The following is a 19,159-nucleotide window of genomic DNA, read 5'->3' as shown; positions in this document are numbered from 1 at the left end:
TCCCTAATCAAACGTAAGCAATTGTATGAATGCCAAGCTGTCGGCCCAGTTCGATTAAGGCATCGGCAACATCCTCATAGACAAGAGCGAAATGCGGCTCAAAACCTTCATTCATCAGCTCGACCAGCGTATCCGAAACATCATGAGGCAGCTTCACTTCGACGGAGGTACCGCTGAACGGCTGCGCTGCGTCCAACGCTTCGCCCTTCATGACGAGCAGCCGGTAGCCGTCCGGCGTATGGCTGACGCGGAAGATCGTCACCCCGCCCGGCTTCAGGCCGAAATCCATCGTAAAGCCCATCTTGCGGTTCGGATGAACCCCTGCTTGAGCACCCGTAGACGGGTGAGCCAAGGAATATGCCCCCGCTCCACAGTGCCAGAAGACGACCGAGTTGCGGTCTTCGTTCACATGCACCATATCTCCCAGGTACGGGGCTTGCCCCTGACTTAATTCCTGCAAAATATACATCGAGATCGAACCGTGGATATCCGATTCGCAGGAAGACACGACACCGCATTCCGTGAACTGAGATAACGTTGAGCACGCTGCAGCGCCAAGCTCGACGAAGAAATCCGGCCAGCAGCGAACTGCTAACGCTTGAATCCGATGCTCGTTGATATACTGCTGAAGATACGTATAAAATTGCGCAAATTTTTTAACGGTTTCATCGGTTCGGTTCAGGCCGACGACCTGCTGTTCCGCCCGTTCTACCGCTTGGATCCAGCGCTCCTCCTCAACCTCCGCACACTCTTTAAAGGCTTGATGCAAATTCAGCGAGTGCAGCTGGACGCCAAGCGTGTCCTTTAGCTCCACCGCATCCGCATCGGAGAAAAAGAAGCCCGGCGGGTGTTCGCCGACCACTCCGATCGAAAGCTCCTGCAGCTTTCGAATCACACCGTTGACCTGAAGCTGCAGCTTCAATCGCTGCTGCAATTTGGCCTCGGACGGATTGCCGAACACAAATGCAAAGGGATGGCTGTGATTTTTCAATACGTTGCTCGTGCTGTTGCCACCGGTTAAGGAATTCAGGCGAAGCCGTCCGCCAACACTCGGCTCACGTACGGACCATACGATGAAAGGAGCCTTGAAGTAGTCCAACACCTTCACGGCGAATTCGCCGTCGGCGAAGGTCACGCTTTGGTACACAATGGAGTCAACGGCTTTGCCTTCCAACGTTTGGAGGAACGCCTCCAACTCGTCTATGGAAGTAATGATACCGGCAGGCTCATAAACTGTCTCATATTGCTCCTTCAATATTGCAGACGTTTCCGCCCAGATCGGCTCGGCCGCCGTCATGTCAAACGTTTTACGGCCGATAGGTAAGTATAAAAGCGATGTTGTCAGCATAAGTGTAGGGCACCTCTTATCATGGAATAAAGTTCACATCTCGTTAGAGACTAGCCTTGAATTCCGGCTGCGGACCGGAACAATTCGGCATAGCTTGAAGACTTCCGGTAAAAGACGGGCGGGCAGCCGAGCGGTGCGGCAACCTCCACTTCGCCGCCACCAGGATACGATTCCCCTGTCCATAGATGAACCCATTCATCCTTTGGAAGGTAGACCGACCAGGCGGATTGGTTCTCCTGATAAACCGGAGCCACAAGAAGATCAGGCCCGTACATATATTGGTATTGGATATCGTAGGAGCGTATATCATGCTCATAGTGCATGAACAGCGGACGCTGTACCGGTATGCCTTGTTCCGCATTAATGCGGACAAGCTCCCTTGTATAAGGAGACAACGCTGCATAAATGTCCGTCATCCGGACCAAATGCTCCAGCGTCTCGTCGTCACTGTCGAACTGCCAGCAATCGTAAGGCCGATTCCCCTCGTGCGTTCGCATCACAGGAGTAAAGGCGCACATCTCCGCCCAGCGCATAAACAGCTCTTTGCTTCGTTTATTACCATGCAGGCTTGTGTAGCCCCCAATATCGCTGTGGTGCAGACCATTGCCAAGCAAGCCGGAGGATAACGCAGCGGGAATCACCGAGGCGAGACCGTCGTCGAGCGACCAATCCACGCTCTGATCCCCAGCCCAAAGCAGCGTGCAATATTGTTGAATACCGCTGTAGCCCGCTCTCATGAAGTACACAACTTCGCCTAATTTCCCGGACTCTTCCACAGCCTCATAATTCACCTTCGCCCATAAGACAGGCCAAGCGTTATGCATTAATTTTGCCGGCTTGCGATTATGCAGCACCAGGTCAATCGGCAAATATTCGCCGAAGTCGGCCATCCAGCCGTCGAGTCCGAACCCGATCAAATTTTCCTTAATAACTCCCTTATACCATTCGTTGGCTTCCGGATTCGTGAAATCGACCACGCCGCAGTAAAACTCGCCGAAATCGACCAAATACACTTCCCCCTGCTCCGTTAAAGCCAGGTAACCGTTCGTTTTGGCCGTTTGGAACAAATCCCCCTCCACGGCTACATAAGGGTTAATATAACCGAGAAAACGGATGCCCTGCTGCTTCCACTCCTGCATTTTGCGATCCAGGCCCGGATATTCCTGCGGATTCCAGCGCCAGTTCCACATCAGCCGTTTACCGAACGACGTGATTCGTTTGCCCTGCCAATCCTGACACCAGACGCCGCCGACCTTCAGCCCTTTGGAAAGCACATGCTCCAGCTTCTTCTCCACCACAGCCGTGCCGCCTTGAATCCCCAGCCATATCCCGTTATAAGTCCAGTCGGGGAGCTCCGGTTGACGTCCGAAGCGATCGGAGATACGACTTGTCAGCTCCAGGAACGATTCGGCCGTTTCGATCACAATGCTTGATGGCACCTCCCACATTTGGAGCTCATGATACTGTGGCTGTCTGAAATCAAAGTCCGCATAAGCCGTTGTTTCCACATGGCACATGTACTTCCGGCTGGAGACAAACGTAGGCTCCGGGTAATTGGTCGTATAATAATCGCCCCCGGCTTTGTCGATCACATCCGCCTGCCAGGTCACATAGGTCTTCTTGTTTCTGCCGACCCCGGGCTCGGACGTCCACAGAGGAAAATTTTTGCCCCGCAGGTTCAAATGGGACATTTGCTCGCCGCAGCCATACACTTTCTCTTCCGCATCCGCCTGAAGCCGGAACCACAAACGGTTCAATGCAGCATTCGCTTGTATGAAATCGATCTGCAGGTCGCGAAGTCCCTGCTTCACCTCCAGCGTGATATAAGGCTCGCCATTCTTTACATTTGAAAAGGTGATCCGTATCGATTGCTCCGTCACTTCCGTCTCCGCATAACGCAAAGCTATACGCTCAATCACATAATCACGGATATCGAAATTTCCCCGGTACATCTCCATCGTTTCTTCACCGTAACCGGCAAATAGCAATGGCTGGGCTGAAGTATGCCTGAGCAACACGTCCCCCCGGAGCGTGATCTCAAATCCGTCCTCCAGCTTCGTAAACTGAAACCGGCTTTCTTGTGTCGCTTGATCCCGCACGCCATTTCCTCCTTAATACATCATCACAATGTTATCTCCAACAATCCCGGGATATGCACCCCGATCGATCAGAATTTTCCTCTCCGGATGGGCCAGCAGCCATTTATTGGTCATAAACAGCAGCTCATCTTCCTCTGTGATGGCTTCGCTCTTGTGCTCCAGCGGTTCATTCGTGCCTTTCGGCAGAACAACGATGCATTTGAACCCGTCATCCGTCACCTTGCAAGGGGCAAAATGCAGCGTCGTTGAGTACAGCTCCACAGCCGTTCCTTGCGGAATAAAAAACGCTTGTATATGTTCAGTCGAGTACTTATTGTCCCGGATATCCTGTACTTTCCCTAATAGAAGGACCAGGTCCGTCACTGCGACATTAATTTCACTGCCTTTGTGGTATTCCAGACCATTCAGATTGGAGTTTCTCCCATTGCAATAGCCGAGCTGAATCTCCATGCCGCCGTATACATGCTGCTGCAGCTGGCCTTTAATAGCCGTTTGCTCCAACTGCTTCACAGAAGTCAGGTAGACGTTCCCCTCTGCGGGAATGTCGGTTTGTTCCATCTGCTGCATCACTTCATTAAAATCATAGCCCTTCAGAATCCTGCCATATGGGCGAAAGGCTTCGTTCTGTACAGAGAACAGTGCCAAATGCGGATTTAAGCCTTGAAGCTCGGTCATTCTCTCTTTCATGTATCTCTCCCTCTCTGTTTCGATCAGCCTTTCACGGAGCCAGCCGTCACACCGGCAACAAAATATCTTTGCAAAAACACATAGGCAATGACCATCGGTGCGGAGGCGATAATGACCCCTGCGAAAATCATCGGATAGTTGGTCAAATACTCTCCCTGGAACTGGAGCAAAGCCAGCGGCAGCGTTTTTTTGCTATTCGAGTTAATAAACAATAACGGATACAACAGATCGTTCCATACCATGACGCTCAAAAAAATAGCTGACGCGGACAAGGAAGGAAGCGTAATCGGCAGGACGACCTGATAGTATACCCGCCATTCATTGGCGCCATCGATCGCAGCCGCTTCAATCATTTCTTTGGGCACGGACTTCATGAATCCGGCAAGAATAAAAACGGCAACCGGCATAAAAACCGATGCGGACACGGCGATCAGACCGACTAACGAATTTGTGAGTCCCAGCTTCGCGACCAAAGTATAGATCGGAATCATATTGACCTGGGGGGGAACCATCATCCCTGCGGCGAATAGTCCGTACAGCAGGACACCCTTCCAGCCGGTAAAGCGATACATGGCATACGATAGCAAGCTGGAGAAGAACAAGACGAGAAAGATCGTCGAGCCAGTCACGATCACACTGTTTAGAAAATAATCCCCCATCGATTGCTCTTTCATCATATTGAGATAATTACTGAAGGAAAAGTTCACTGGCAGCCCGATCGGATTCTTGAACAGCTCATTCGTACCCTTGAAGGATGCAAACACAATAATCAATAACGGCAGCACGATGGCTGCTGCGTATACGAGGAGAATCGTCCGTTTCATTAAACTCCCCGCCACTGTTTCCTTGCTTAGCTGATTCATTGGTGGTTCATCCTTTCATGCGGACATGTTAAGCCGCCCGATTGCCTTTTAACAATTTGAATTGAATAAACGTAATCAGGGCGATGATGGCCATGAAGGCCATAGATTGGGTAGCCGCGTAACCGAACTCTGAGTTTTGGAATGCGGTATGATAAATATAAGTAGAAAGAATTTCGGTAGAGTTCATTGGACCTCCGCCAGTCATGGCAAAGATCAGATCGAAAGCCTTGAACGATTGAATGGTGGTGTAAGCAACAACGATTGTCGCAGCCGGTGCAACCATCGGCCAGGTCACATTTTTGAACGCTTGCCAGCGCGTCGCTCCGTCCAGATAAACCGCCTCATACAGCTCACCCGGAATCGATTGCAGACCTGCGACGAAAATGACGAGCATTTGTCCCGTATGTGCCCAAATCTGTACGAAAGCGATCGAATACATCGCAAGGCTCGGATTGCCCAGCCAGTTCATCGCAAGGTTTTCCATCCCGACTTTGCCAAGGATCACATTCAATGCCCCGACATTCGGATTCAGTACAAAGGACCAAATGAAAGCGACGGAGATCGAAGAAATGATCGTGGGAAAAAAGTATAATGCCCGCAGGAAGATGTTGGCCTTGGAATTTTTGAGCAGCAGCAGTGCCAGGATCAAGGAAAACGCGGTTTGAAACAGCACGACGCAAAACATGAATTTCAAATTGTTCAAAATAGCCGTATGAAAAATAACATCATTTGTGATCATTTTCTTATAATTGTCCAGTCCGACCCATTTCCAGTCCGGAGAGATGCCTTCCCAGTTCGTGAACGAAAGGACCAGTCCGTTGATCGTCGGATAAACAAAAAACAGCAAGTACATGAGCAAGCCCGGTAAAACAAACAGATAGAGCGATTTACTTTGCTTCATTGCGTTACCTCCATATTACCTGTTTGGGAGGGGAGAGCCCCTCCCCGCTTTCCGTTACTTCTTCACATTTTGGTCGATAACCACTTGAGCTGCTTTGGCCGCTTCTTCCGGGCTCTTGCCTGAAACGACCGCTTGGATCGAACTGACAACCGCTTTTTCATTATTTGCATTGGCTATCAGATAACGCGGATGGAATCTCGTCTTCTTATCCGCCCATTGAGCGCTTTCCTTCAGCTCAGCCGTTTCATAGTTAACGCCTTTCACTGTAACCAGCTGCCCCGTTTGGTTCGCATACTTCTGCGCGTTTTCCTTTTGGCTCAAAAACTCAATAAACTTTTTGGCTTCCGGCTTGTGCTTCGAATTGGCATTGACCCCAAGCATGAAGGTGGTCGTATGAATTCCTTCAAAAACCGCTTTGTCTGCGCTTACAGTAATCGGTGCCAGCAAGCCTTGAACCAGGTTCGGGTTTTGCTGTTTATTTGAGGACATCATGTAAGAGCCTGTAGCGAGCATGGCTGCCTTTTCTTGAGCGAACAGCGAGCCGGCAATATCTTTATTCGTACCAAGAGAGTCCTTCTGGAAATAACCTTTGTCCGCAAGCTCTTTAAATTGCGATAGAGTCTTAACGAACCATTCATCCGTCAGCTTGGCCTGACCCGACTCTACCTTACTCCAAATCGCTTCATCCGTATTGTTATTCATCATCATCGAGTTCATAAATTGCCCCGGACCGATATCCTGACCCGGGAAAGCAATCGGGATGTAGCCGCTATTTTTCAACGTTTCACAAAGCTTCAGGAATCCGTCCCAATCCTTCGGCGGCTTCAAACCAAGCTTATCGAAAATGGCTTTGTTATAAATCGGTTGATTATATACAAGCTGGTATGGGAATGCAAGCTGCTTGCCGTCCTTTTTACCCGCTTGAATCAAATTTTCCGTGTAATTGCTTACAAAACTTTCTTTGGATAAATCTTCATACAAGTTGGCTTTGGAAATGCTTTCAAACTGGGCTCCAGGGAAGGATGCGAATACATCGCCTGAGGAACCGTCAAGCAGTTTGGCCTGTGCATTGGCTAAGTATGATTCTGAAGGAAATACATTCATTTCTACATCAATCGTAGGATTCGCTTTCTTGAATTCAGCAATAAGATCATTGAATACCTTGGTATCCTCACCGCGCCAATGGATAAAACTGATTTTGGTCGTTTTCCCGGCAGCAGGCTTCTCCTCGCCTCCCGTAACCTGAGTTTTTCCACAACCTGTCACCGCTAATGATCCAACAAGCAAAACCGATGCCCATTTCCAAGCTTTTCTCATACGTTTACCCCTTTACTCATCTTATTGTTCGATACGGGTACTCCTTATAAATGAAACATAGTGATGTTTGAGTTCGTTCATTGTATGAATAAAGCGTTTACATCACTATCTTTAGATTCATTGTAACTACCTTTCGTTTTTTTTGCAACCGTTTTTTTGGTAAGAAAATGAACAGGCACGCCACTGCACCTTGACTCTGGAAAAAGAAAAAGAGCCAATCCGGTTTAAGGATTGACTCTTACAGGCTCAAACGGTACTTCGGGGCTGTTCTTTCCTGCGGTGTATGCAGCTTGAACAACTGCTCGAACAAGCTCGTTATCTCGGCCGCCAAGGCAGCACACCTGTATCCAACCTGTTATGGAGCGAGAGGACCCACATCCGCCGGGGTCAACGGACGAATAGAGAACGTCGTGGCATTGGAGCGTTCATCGGCTCCGGTATCGTTCGTAGAGCGCGTTTCTCCGTCCATATCCTTCGTAACAAATGCGTAGCTTCCCTTCGCATAATTGATTGCCGGACTGGAATCGGATAGCTTTTGCAATCCGCCGACCGTTGTGAATAGCGGGTTCGTATTCCAAATTTCGGCGGCAGCTCTCGACTTGTTATTGACCGTACTGCCATAACCGATATTGCCCTCAAATACGGTGTTCGTCGTCGCCGCCTCATTGTAGAGGGTACCGACTGTATTTCTTACAATATTGTTTGCAACTCTGCTATCCTGAGGCGGATACGTCTTGCCGGAGCCCACGATAATCCCTGTAGCGCTATCGACAATGGTATTGTTCACAACGTTGGCGCGATATATTTTCCATTGTGCCGTTAGGTCGCTTGAGGATGGATTGGAGGGGTAGCCGTCGGAGCCGCCGTCATAACTGCCGCTGTCCAGCAGAATCGCATTTCCCGTCAGCTTCTCCATATAATTGTTGTAAATTTTATGGTCGTTACCATAAATCCGAATTCCGTCCTGGTTGCTCTCTACTCCATCCCCAAGGAAGAAGTTTCCGTAAAAGCTGTTGCTATGTCCATGCCTTGAGGTAAGGCCGCCCTTGGAGGTTTTGAAGGTATTGTAGCGGACCGTATTGTTGCCGCTCTTCACAGAGACGATCTCGGGCTCACCATCGGTGTTTTCGAATAGATTGTTCTGGATCGTATTGTAGCCATTCGAGAGAGACACGGAGGACAAACCGAGACGGATGGTTTCCTTGCCGTTCGCGACCCACGGGCCTACATCGTGGAAATAGTTCAACTCGATCACATCATATTGCGAGACGTTTCCGTTGCCATCCCCTTGATAAGCGATTAAAGGAGCTGTGTCACTTTTGTTTCCAAAGTCGTTATGATCGATTTGATTATGATGACTGTTGCTGCCGCTGACCTGAAGCCAGATGAGGTCTCCCCCGGTAGCAGCGAGCGCGAATGTATTCCGCGTGACCCGAATATGATTCGATCCGTCCAACAGAATGGCCGTGTTCCCGGTATTGGTAAACTTCAAGCCTTCAATCGTGACATACGATGAGCTTGAAATGTGTATTGCCGCGCCACCGGAGATGATGGCCTGACCCTGATTGGCTGCTTTAATCGTAATAGGGGCAGCGGACGTCCCTTGCTTTCCGGTAATGATGAAAGGCGTACTCTGCGTATAAGTTCCGTTAGCGAGCACAATCGTAGTGCCGGCAGCTGCATTACTTAATGCCGAGCTCAATTGTGACGATGTCGAAACAGGCACAACCGTGCCGGAGCCTCCGGAACCGCTTGAGTCGCCCCCATACATCTCCACCTCGGTATAGCTGTTCCATGCATTGACAGAGTTGCCGTGCCCTACGATCCTCACATACCGGACGGGATCCGCATCGGGAAAGTCAAAGGTCTGAAGAGCCGTATTTAAGCTGCTGGTTACATTCGCACTTATCGTGGTAAAGCTAACGTTATCTGTGGAGGCTTGGATGTCGAAGGTTGAGGTCCGAATATCCCCGCTTAAAAAAGCGATTTTCATATATGCAAGCTTCTTATTTGCTCCCAAATCGTATTGGATCCACTGCCCGTCCCCGCTTGCCGACCAACGGGTCGCTAAATTTCCATCCACGGTATTAGCCGGTACATTTCCATCATCGGCACTGGCCGTCACAGAGGTGCCCGGAATAGACAATTTAGCTGCAGCGCTTGAGGTATCCCCATACATCTCCACCTCGGTATAGCTGTTCCAAGCATTCACGGAATTCCCGTGTCCTATAATCCTCACATACCGGACGGGATCCGCATCGGGAAAATCGAAGGTCTGAAGAGCCGTATTTAAGCTGCTGGTTACATTCGCACTTATCGTGGTAAAGCTAGCGTTATCTGTGGAGGTTTGGATGTCGAAGGTTGAGGTCCGAGTATCCCCGCTTAAAAAGGCGATTTTCATATAAGCAAGCTTCTTATTTGCTCCCAAATCGTATTGGATCCACTGCCCGTCCCCGCTTGCGGACCAACGGGTGGCCAAATCTCCATCTACGGTATTAGCCGGTACATTCCCATCATCGGCACTGGCTGTTACCGAACCGGGGGCTATGGATATTTTGGCGTCAGCTGCATTACCCATCATTGGAATCATAGTTAGCATCAAACACAAGCATAACAGCAAAGCGAGGATTCTCTTCGGGTTTTTCATTTTCGTTACACATCCTTTACACATTTTTTGATGAGAACGCTTTCTTAAATACGTACCTCCTTCCCCGATCCGACCATTGTCCAGAGCTTATGCAAATATAGGAACACTCATCGCTTTAAGCCATGCTTTAGCGATCAGTGCGTGGCCGGCAGGTGTCGGGTGGACCCCGTCAGGGGCCCAAAAGCCCGGCGGCGCTAAAGTGGAAGCTTGGGCCAACAAACCGTCGAGCGGAACAAGAAGGGCATTAAATTCGCGCGCCAGGTCTCTTACGATATGAATTTTGGGATCAAGGTCCTCGCGCCAGGTCTTGCGATCCTCCGGCACAGGCAGCACGAACGGCTCCACTAAAATCAGCCCGGCACCCAAGTGGGTCCTCGTTCTTGTGAGCAGCTCCCGATAGCCCTCCTCAAACTGCTCTGCTGAGGTAGGGTCGTTCCGGTCGTATCGCCTCCAGCAATCGTTGATTCCGATATATATCGAAACCCATGTCGGCTTAAGCTCCAAGCAATCCTTTTCCCAGCGTTCCTGGAGATTTTTCACCCGGTTACCGCTTATACCGCGATTTAGGAAGGTGACCTGCTTTTCGGGGAAGGCCGCCCCGAATAAGCCGGCAATCATATGGGCATAGCCTCTGCCCAGGTCCATCGGATTGTCCCGATTCCGCCCTGCATCGGTGATGCTGTCACCCTGAAAAAGCACAAGATCTCCACGCTTAATGACGCTCATCAATTCTCCCCCTACCCTTTAATCGCTCCGATTAGGGCACCCTTCACAAAGTATTTTTGAAGAAACGGATACACTAACAGAATAGGTACGGTAGCTACAATGATCGTAGCGTATTTTAAAGTGACGGATAACATCCCGGCATCCGTAACGGAGGCACCGACAGCCATGGCACTGGCTTCACCCTGCAGCAATATCTCCCGCAAAACCAGCTGAAGCGGATACATGGAGCGGTCCTGCAGGAAGATCAGCGCGTGAAACCAGGAATTCCAATGACTGACGCCATAGTATAAGAGCATAACTGCAATAACAGGCATGGATAATGGAAGAATGATCCGAAATAAAATGACAAAGTCGTTGGCGCCATCCATCTTCGCCGACTCCTCCAGCGCATCGGGAATCGCCTCGAAGGCTGTTTTCATCAGGATCAGGTTAAAGGTATTGATCGCCTGGGGGATGATCAGCGCCCACAATGTATTCGCCAGTCCGACTCCCTTCACGGTCAAGTAAAAGGGGATCAAGCCGCCGCTAAAAAACATCGTAAAAACGATAAACAGCATAAGCTGCTTGCGATATTTCAAGCTTTTGCGTGATAAAGCATAGGCCCCTAACGAGGTCAGCAGAATGTTAAAGGCAAGCCCCGTCAGCACAACAAAAAAAGTATTGCCGTAGCCCTTCAAGATCATCGGATTTTCAAATACACTTGCATAAGCATCGAGTGAAAACCCCAGGGGCCTCCAAAGAATGCCGTTGAAGGCCATAAGCCTTGCTGCATCGCTTACGGATGCAAATGTGATATAAATGATGGGGTATATGGTTACCATCATCAGCAGTGCTAAAAATAGTGCATTGGTCACATCAAAACATCTTTCCGATATTGTCGGTCGATTCATATGGGCTGCTCCTTCTTACCAAAGGCTCGTATCGTTTAACTTTCGGCTTAGCCAATTTGAGAATACAAGCAGGGTGAAATTGACTGCCGAATTAAACAGACCGACAGCCGAACTAAAGCTATAATTGAAATCCTGCAGACCGACCCGGTACACATAAGAGGAGACGACATCAGCCGTTTCGTAAGTGCTGGGATTGTACAGCAGTATGATCTTTTCGAAACCAACGTTCATCATTCTTCCCGTTTCGAGGATAAGCAAAATGATGATCGTCGGCATGATCCCCGGAATCGTAACATGGAGCAGCTGCTTCCAGCGCCCAGCTCCGTCCATACGGGCCGCTTCGTATTGTTCGGGATCTATGCCTGTTAATGCGGCTAAATAAATAATGGTACCCCATCCGATATGCTGCCAGATCCCGGAGGACACATAAATCGGCCGGAACCATTCCGGATCAAGCAGGAACGTAGCCCGTTCTCCTCCCATCCAGGCAATCAGATCGTTAATAACACCCTCACTTGAAGTAAAGTCCTTAACAATACCGCAAATAACAACCAAAGAGATAAAATGCGGCATGTAAGTAACCGTTTGAACGGTACGCTTGAACAAGGAATGCTTCACTTCATTTAAAAGTAGAGCTAAAATGATCGGAGCTGGGAAACCAAAGATCAGTTCGTAGAGGCTGATCAAAATCGTATTCTTGATGGTCCTCCAGAAATAGGCTCCGGTAAAGAACGTCTTAAAGTGCTCGAAGCCAACCCATTCGCTCCCTAAAATCCCCAGACTCGGCGAGAAATCCTTGAAGGCGATCAGGGCTCCATACATGGGACCATAATGAAATACGATATAATATAACAATACCGGAAGCAGCATGAGATATAATAATTTATTTTTTCGTATATCCAGCAGCAGACCAGACTTCGTTTGTGTTGAGTCTCGAACGATGGGTGTTGCTTCCTGATGAATTGCAGACATCTCTATTCCACTCCATTCCTTAATGCCCTTTTACAGGAAAACGCGTCCTCTTGAAGCGCAGCCGGCGTGCTTTTTAACGCTTATTGTAACGGTCGTAAGCATCCTGATAAATTTTCACAACCTTGTCGCTGCCCATATCTTTAATCCGCTTTACATAATCGTCAAACTTATCAAGCGGCTCTTTCCCCATAACAAATTTCACGAACATTTCCTCTTTATAGCTGGCGATTGCAGTATTGATTTTCGCTACCTCTTTGCTTTCTTCTATCGTAGGGGTAATGAATAGCGGAAGCACATGTTTGGCTGCATCGGTTTGCTCCCATATGGCTATTGCCTCATCCTGCTCCTTAAAAGTATTGAAGCTTTTTCTGGAATCGCCTGGGAAAGGACCGTTCGGCTTCGTAAACTGGGATACCATCTGCTGCAGATTGTACTTTGGATCCTTCGTAATTTTATCCGTAAAGGCCGGTTTGCCGTTCTGCATCGTGTAGCTTTCTCCTTCAATACCGAAGTTGAACAGCATACTGCCCTTTTCGCTATATGCATAATCCAGCCACCTTATAGCCAGTTCAGGGTTTTTGGCAGCTGTAGTGACCGCCTTGCTGGCTGCCGGGTTATATTTGAAATCGCGCTGCCCGATGAAGGCCCTTTCCCCCTTCTTCAGCGTAGGATACGGAGCGGCAACCAGCTGGAACTTCGGATCCTGCTTCTTTCCTGATTCCATCCAGCGTCCCATGCCTCCGCTCAACAGTCCGACCGTAGCCCCCGAGGCATTGCTCAGCATTTTATTGTCATAGGATTTGGAGTCCGTATTCAAAGCAAAATCCTTATCGATCAGTCCCTCGGCGTACCATTTACGAAGCAAGGTTAATGCTTCCTTAAACTGAGGGTCCACCGGTCCGTACTTGACCTTGCCCTGATCGTCGATATAGTAACGGTTAGCCGTTTGGAAGGCACCGATGAACGCATCCTGAATATTAAGCTCATTGCTATATTGTGCCGTGAAAGGGGCCGAAGCATTTTTCTTTTCCTTAAACGCTTTCAAGACCGTGTACCACTCATCAATGGTTGAAGGAACACTCAATTGAAGTTCGTCCAACCAGTCCTTGCGGATCATCGGACCGCGGAATACAAGGCCGTTATCCGGACGAATCATAGGAAACACATAGTATTTGCCGCTGTCCGTCTTCAGCATTTTATTCAGCTCTTTGTCCTGCTCCAGCCTTTTCTTCAAATTCGGTGCATGCTTATCAATTAACTCGTTTAAAGGGAGGATGACCTTATCGGCAATCGCCTTTTCCGGTCCGCCAGGGTAAGAACTGTTCCAATCGTACTCGATGACATCGGTTAAATTGTTCGATGCGATAAGAAGGTTGAATTGCTCCTTCGACTGTCCGTCTGCCGGGTGCGAGTATTTGACTTTGATGCCCGTTTCCTTCTCCAGCTGTTTGCCAAAGGGCGAATCGGCCAGGTTGGGAAAGAACGTGGTTAAGTTCGAATTAATCTGCTCCCAGGATGTAATGGTTTCCGCCGTGCTAACCGGGTATTTGCCCGCTTCGGTCATCGGTGCGGCTGGTTTCTTAGTCGAGTCGGTTCCTCCCTCCTTTGTGCTGGAGCATGCCGCCAATAGGCTCGTTGAAGCCAGCATGACGGAAACGGCAAGACCGACCGATTTGTTCATAGATTGCTTTTTCATCGTTATCCCCCTTGTATTCGTCGCAAGTTCTTTTTGGGTGCTCATCTGCAAAAGACTGTCACCCATGGCCCTATTATGGTCTTAAGATCGTGTTTTGGAAATCTACAAAAAACAGAATTCGTCTTTAAAATGGGGAGTTAAGAATATGCAAAACGGAATATACCCTTTAAAAAACGGAAATAGCCGCACTCGGCGGCTCAGATGGAGGAGAGAGACTTTTATTCAATGACATGCCCTATAGAATGCTCTTATATTTGCCTGGGGTGATGCCCTCATACTTTTTGAACAGTCGATTAAATGTGTTAATATCCGAGTAGCCTACCTTTCTTGCAATTTCGGCAATAGGAGAGGATTGGTCGGCAAGAAGGCGCTTGGCCTCTTCAATACGCGTCCTGCTAATATACTCCAGGAGCGCCTCACCTGTTTGAGCTTTAAATTGTTTTGACAAATAAGGGGGAGTTAAGCGGAAGGCCTCCCCAATCATCGTAATATTCAGGTTTTCAGAGCTGTAATGCTCTTTCACGTAAGCCATCACCTGCTGACTGAGCTGATTATGCCCCTGCTTGCGGTCATCCTGGATGGAGGCACAAACCTGCTGAAGCACGGCCCCGATCTGCTCTCTCATTTCATTGATCGTTTGGCAAGCGGTTAATCGATCCACCGGGTTCATCATGTCAATGAAATCCCGCTTGTCGCTGCTGCTGATTTCGTCCAGCGTCTTGAGCATGGTAATGATAAGGTCAAACATAAGACATTTAGCCAGTGGAACGGATAAAGTAGCATCCGCTATATTGGTTTCAACAATTTCGTCGACCGCGGCCCTGGAGTTTTCGTAATCCCCCGTCTTGATGAAATTAATGAGCTGCTGCTCCATATGCACGGGATAGAAGTACCGGTTACTGCCTCGAACCGTGCCTGCACCTGGCAGATCCTCATACCGAATGATTTCTCCTCTTTCCTTGACTAATCGGTACTCAAGTGCAGCGAGCGATTCCTGATAAGCGGTCGAAATCCCTCCAAGTCCTTGATGGACTCTGCTAATGGCTACCGTCAAGTGAATATGATAATGATCCGCTACGAACGATTTCACCTGTTCCGCGATCCGATTTAATTGTCCCGCTTCATATTCTTCGTTGAAATTAATAATGCATGCCTGCTGGCCGTCAATTTCCGTAGTCATGGCTTGATGCCTGGATCCCGCCACTTCCTCCGCCACATTCATAATAATAAAGTGTACGAGCTTCACCTTCTGAGGCTCTATGAAGTCGGAGGCATGGAACTTACCGTGGTGGTCAATATGAAATAACAATACGGCGAACTCCGATGTTAACAGCCGGATATTATGACTCTGAAACAACTCGTGCAGGGGTACCTTCGGTTCAATCCGCCCTTTAAGCAGGTCCTGGAGAAAGTGGGAACGGATGGCGTCGCGGTGCTGTTCCAATCGTTGGCCGGCCTTCTCCTTCTCGTCCAAGGTATTGTTCAGCGCAGCTTGCAAATAGCCGTATTCATTCGACCCTTTCTCAAAGGTGATTCCTGATTTGGTGGAGAGGCTGCGAATTAACGTATGGATCGGATTATAATTTCTTCTCAGGAATAAGAAGGTGACGAGTCCCCCGACCAGCAAGCTTACCGTAAGACTGATATAAATCAGCTTCTTTACATATTTCATTTTCTCATCGAACATTTCGGCGGGGATCATCGAGACGTACTTCCACCCGGTCTTTTCTGAAGTCGTATAGGAAACCGCTACTTCCTGCTCAGCCTGGCCTGCGTAGAATAACCCATTGGTTCCAGTAAATTTTGCCTGGGCAAGAAAATCAGGGAGCTGCTCGATGCCGGTGGAGGCAATCAAGCGATTGTCCTTATCCAGCACGGCTACGGACGTTTGGTTTGCAGAGCTGATGCTTTCAAGGAGCTTTGAATTTTTAATCATAAATAAGATAACGGCGCCCGGTTGTTCAGGGTTATCAAGCAGGATCGATTTGGCATACATCACGGCTTTAACCGCTTCTCCATTCTCCCGAAGAGTGACCGGTGCATATTCCTGGATGTATCGCTTGTTGAAAAACGTCTGCCATTGCTCATAGCTCATGTCATCTCGTTCTCTAATCCTATCGAATAGCCCGCGGCTATCGATTCGTTCGCGGGTAGATATGACCGTATCACTATTCTTGTAATACACGTATATTTGCTCGATATAATCGTTAGCCAGCTGATACAACCGAAGATCCGCTGCGATACTGACAATATCGTAGTAGTCATTGTCTGTCAGCGGCTTGGCCGTGCCAATGAAGCCTGCAAGACGTTTACTTAACGCCATTTCTACGCTGAGCCGTTCGATGCCGCTTAGATTGCCGTCAATCGCCTGTTCCATCTGCCGAAGAAGCGACTCATTGGCCCGATTTACTTCGGATTCCACCACATGCCAGGTTGCTGTATAAATAAAAGCGCTTACCACAATTGGTACCAGCAGTACGGAGATGTAGGAGATGAGCCAGTTGAATACGATGCTATGTGTGTTAAAACGAATCCTTCGAAGACTCATAACCGTTACCTCCGGCAATCTTGTTATATAAGTAATAATCTCATTATACACAAAAGCAGGGATCGAGCCAGCGTTCTCGAGTTTCTCCCGGCATCCGTTCATAGGAAACAGCAGGGACGGCTGCCCGATCCGCGGCCGTCCCTGCTTTGTTTGCGAAGAAAGCTAGCGCAAGGTGCACTGCTCTTCTTTTTTTGCTGCGTCGTGATTTCAAAAAATCGCCATCTCTTCCCTCTGCTGTTCGGCGTGAACATAACATAGAGCACTTTCACATATTGTAAGAGCTGGTCTCTCCTTAGTTATATAGAGGATGGCTCTCATTTTAAATCAGCAAAAATTGAAACCGCTCATAAATATGAAGACAATACGATCATTAATTTTGAGAGTGTATCTTCATTTTGGGGAATTATGATTTCATAGTCTCATCATTACTCAACTACCGTGCGAATCCACACACTCATTTCTCCCGGTGTCCGATTACCCCACAGGTAATACGGTACCGCTCTCAGCTTCACCGGTTCGGATGCCCGCTGCTGCGCAAGCGGCCGGTATGGCGTGTCGGTTTGCCAGGATGCACGTTCATCGGCGCTGCCGTCTGCCTCGATAACGACCGCTCCGCCGAGCAGGTCATGATCATAAACGGACTTCAGCTTCGAAGCGCTTCGAATGAACAAAGAGGCAATCGGGCTCATATTGTCCGTTTCCTCAAGACAGTACACCAGCGGCCCCCGTTCGATAGCCGCTTTCCCCGCATTCGCGCGAATCTCGGGGTGAGCGGCCGTCAGCTGTGGCTCCAGGGCAAGCACCCATGTTACCCTGTCCCCTTGCATCCACTGTCTGCCGATTATCGCGTAACCGTCCTCGACACGATAATCGACCGGGGCGCCATTCAGGCTCATGACGGCCCGGCCAAAGCTCCAGGATGGAATGCGCAGAGCGAGCGCAAACGGCGCAGCCGGAACCTCGGACAGCTCAATGCTGACATTCCCTTCCCATGGCAAACACGATTGCTGCTTGAGCTTAACAGTCCCCGCATCCAGCTGGAACTCGGCCTCGCTTCCGATAAACAAATGCGTATAAATCGTATTAGCCGTTGTCGAGAAAGTATAGATATAGCTGTTCAATGAGCTGAGCAGCCGTGCCACATTCGGAGGGCAGCAGGAGCAGCCGAACCATTTTTGCCGCGCCGCCTTCACATGCTGCCGGCCCGGATTGCGCTCGGAAGCCTTCGGCCATACTTCAAGCGGATTCACGTAGAAATAATGCCTGCCGTCCTGCGACATGCTGCCGATCACATTGTTGTAGAGGGCCCGCTCCATCACATCTGCATACTCGCTCTTCGGTTCAAGCTCAAGCATGCGGCGGGCGAAAAAGATCAGACCGATAGAAGCGCAGGTCTCGGCATAGACGGTATCGTTGGGCAGGTCATAATCGAACGAAAATGCCTCCCCATGATGGGTGGACCCAATGCCGCCGGTAATGTACATCTGCTTGCGGGTCATATTGTTCCACAAGCGGCGGCACGCGTCCATCAGCTCCCGGTCTCCCGTCAGCCTGGCCAGATCGGCCATGGCCGTGTACATGTAGACCGCTCTTACGGCATGCCCGACGGCCGTTTCCTGTTCCCGGACCGGCTTGTGAGCCTGGTTGTACGCCATCTGCTCGACTGATGGAATCGGCAGATTCTTTTTCCCCCAATGGCTGTACCCTTCTCTTCGCTTGCACTCCTCCACAAGAAAATTCGGCTCCGCCCCTCGCTCATCGATGAAATATTGAGCCAGCTTCAAATAGCGTTCCTCTCCAGTTGATTCATACAGCTTCACAAGGGCAAGCTCAATTTCCTGGTGTCCGTCATAGCCCCTCAGCTTGCCGGGCTCCCGACCGAAAACCGAATCGATATGATCGGCACATTTGCACATTACGTCAAGCAGCCTTCGCTTGCCTGTCGCTTCATAATAAGCAACCGCAGCCTCCATCATGTGCCCCGCGCAGTAAAGCTCATGAGCCTCATGTAGGTTGGTCCACTCCTGACCCGGTTCTTTGACCGTGTAGTACGTATTGAGGTAGCCGTTTTTGTGCTGTGCCCTTGCGATCAACTCGATGACCTCATCCGCAGTTTGCTCCAATTGAGGGTCGGGGTGATTCCGCAGCGAATAACCAACCGCTTCGAGCCATTTCGCCACATCGCTGTCCTGAAAGACCATCCCCCCGTATTCCCCTGCTTCAAGCCCTGCCGCAATGCGAAAATTTCGAATCGCAAAGCTTGGTTGGGCATCCGGAACCAAGTCGTTTAATGCCTCCCATTGGTATGGAATCACCGTCTCCCGAACCAATGACGTATAGCGGTTCCAGAATTCATCCTGAATGCGAACGCGGCCGGTGCTGCATTGTCCTCTAGCAGAGTCCAACATGTGTCTTCCCTCCTTCGTTGTGTGCAACGTTTATATAACATTTGATTATTTTCCTAC

At 49.4% G+C, this 19,159-nt stretch carries 13 protein-coding genes; all 13 read right to left on the bottom strand.

The window, feature by feature from the left end:
- Positions 1–7: 7 nt before the first annotated feature.
- Positions 8–1,348 carry a sulfoquinovose isomerase gene (gene sftI / locus CF651_RS13715; RefSeq protein ID WP_094015431.1) on the bottom strand — a complete coding sequence of 447 codons (1,341 nt, stop codon included), beginning with the start codon at positions 1,346–1,348 and terminating at the stop codon, positions 8–10.
- 50 nt (positions 1,349–1,398) lie between these two features.
- Positions 1,399–3,447 (bottom strand): alpha-glucosidase, encoded by a 2,049-nt coding sequence (locus CF651_RS13710; protein WP_094015430.1) that lies wholly within the window; start codon positions 3,445–3,447, stop codon positions 1,399–1,401.
- 12 nt (positions 3,448–3,459) lie between these two features.
- Positions 3,460–4,134 carry a DUF4867 family protein gene (locus CF651_RS13705; RefSeq protein ID WP_218827845.1) on the bottom strand — a complete coding sequence of 225 codons (675 nt, stop codon included), beginning with the start codon at positions 4,132–4,134 and terminating at the stop codon, positions 3,460–3,462.
- 23 nt (positions 4,135–4,157) lie between these two features.
- Positions 4,158–4,997 (bottom strand): carbohydrate ABC transporter permease, encoded by an 840-nt coding sequence (locus tag CF651_RS13700; protein WP_179232805.1) that lies wholly within the window; start codon positions 4,995–4,997, stop codon positions 4,158–4,160.
- A 28-nt stretch (positions 4,998–5,025) separates the two neighbouring features.
- The gene (locus tag CF651_RS13695; RefSeq protein ID WP_179232804.1) at positions 5,026–5,898 is read right to left on the bottom strand and encodes a carbohydrate ABC transporter permease; all 873 of its coding nucleotides are present in this window, start codon (positions 5,896–5,898) and stop codon (positions 5,026–5,028) included.
- A gap of 54 nt (positions 5,899–5,952) precedes the next feature.
- Complete coding sequence (locus CF651_RS13690) at positions 5,953–7,215, bottom strand: ABC transporter substrate-binding protein (protein ID WP_094015429.1); 1,263 nt, start codon at positions 7,213–7,215, stop codon at positions 5,953–5,955.
- 355 nt (positions 7,216–7,570) lie between these two features.
- Complete coding sequence (locus CF651_RS13685; RefSeq protein WP_245855892.1) at positions 7,571–9,862, bottom strand: chondroitinase-B domain-containing protein; 2,292 nt, start codon at positions 9,860–9,862, stop codon at positions 7,571–7,573.
- A gap of 87 nt (positions 9,863–9,949) precedes the next feature.
- Entirely contained in the window at positions 9,950–10,588 is a 639-nt protein-coding gene (locus CF651_RS13680) for an SGNH/GDSL hydrolase family protein (protein WP_094015428.1), read from the bottom strand.
- Between the two features lie 11 nt (positions 10,589–10,599).
- A complete protein-coding gene (locus tag CF651_RS13675) occupies positions 10,600–11,478 on the bottom strand; it encodes a carbohydrate ABC transporter permease (protein ID WP_094015427.1) in 879 nt (292 codons plus the stop codon).
- 15 nt (positions 11,479–11,493) lie between these two features.
- On the bottom strand, positions 11,494–12,450 hold the full coding sequence (locus CF651_RS13670) for an ABC transporter permease (protein ID WP_094015426.1): 957 nt from the start codon (positions 12,448–12,450) through the stop codon (positions 11,494–11,496).
- 73 nt (positions 12,451–12,523) lie between these two features.
- Entirely contained in the window at positions 12,524–14,146 is a 1,623-nt protein-coding gene (locus CF651_RS13665; protein ID WP_094015425.1) for an extracellular solute-binding protein, read from the bottom strand.
- Positions 14,147–14,381: 235 nt separating this feature from the next.
- Positions 14,382–16,694 (bottom strand): helix-turn-helix domain-containing protein, encoded by a 2,313-nt coding sequence (locus CF651_RS13660; protein ID WP_094015424.1) that lies wholly within the window; start codon positions 16,692–16,694, stop codon positions 14,382–14,384.
- A 425-nt stretch (positions 16,695–17,119) separates the two neighbouring features.
- Positions 17,120–19,102, bottom strand: a complete 1,983-nt coding sequence (locus CF651_RS13655; RefSeq protein WP_094015423.1) for a glycoside hydrolase family 127 protein — start codon at positions 19,100–19,102, stop codon at positions 17,120–17,122.
- Positions 19,103–19,159 lie beyond the last annotated feature (57 nt).

Source organism: Paenibacillus rigui, from assembly GCF_002234615.1.
Taxonomy (GTDB): domain Bacteria; phylum Bacillota; class Bacilli; order Paenibacillales; family NBRC-103111; genus Paenibacillus_S; species Paenibacillus_S rigui.
Note: the sequence above shows the minus strand (reverse complement) of the source record. Positions and strands in the feature narration are given on the sequence as shown.

Coding starts and splice junctions, on each gene's coding strand:
- sftI (WP_094015431.1), bottom strand. CDS start 1,348: ATGCTGACAACATCGCTTTTATACTTACCTATCGGCCGTAAAACGTTT.
- CF651_RS13705 (WP_218827845.1), bottom strand. CDS start 4,134: ATGAAAGAGAGAATGACCGAGCTTCAAGGCTTAAATCCGCATTTGGCA.
- CF651_RS13700 (WP_179232805.1), bottom strand. CDS start 4,997: ATGAATCAGCTAAGCAAGGAAACAGTGGCGGGGAGTTTAATGAAACGG.
- CF651_RS13695 (WP_179232804.1), bottom strand. CDS start 5,898: ATGAAGCAAAGTAAATCGCTCTATCTGTTTGTTTTACCGGGCTTGCTC.
- CF651_RS13690 (WP_094015429.1), bottom strand. CDS start 7,215: ATGAGAAAAGCTTGGAAATGGGCATCGGTTTTGCTTGTTGGATCATTA.
- CF651_RS13685 (WP_245855892.1), bottom strand. CDS start 9,862: ATGAAAAACCCGAAGAGAATCCTCGCTTTGCTGTTATGCTTGTGTTTG.
- CF651_RS13680 (WP_094015428.1), bottom strand. CDS start 10,588: ATGAGCGTCATTAAGCGTGGAGATCTTGTGCTTTTTCAGGGTGACAGC.
- CF651_RS13675 (WP_094015427.1), bottom strand. CDS start 11,478: ATGAATCGACCGACAATATCGGAAAGATGTTTTGATGTGACCAATGCA.
- CF651_RS13670 (WP_094015426.1), bottom strand. CDS start 12,450: ATGTCTGCAATTCATCAGGAAGCAACACCCATCGTTCGAGACTCAACA.
- CF651_RS13665 (WP_094015425.1), bottom strand. CDS start 14,146: ATGAAAAAGCAATCTATGAACAAATCGGTCGGTCTTGCCGTTTCCGTC.
- CF651_RS13660 (WP_094015424.1), bottom strand. CDS start 16,694: ATGAGTCTTCGAAGGATTCGTTTTAACACACATAGCATCGTATTCAAC.
- CF651_RS13655 (WP_094015423.1), bottom strand. CDS start 19,102: ATGTTGGACTCTGCTAGAGGACAATGCAGCACCGGCCGCGTTCGCATT.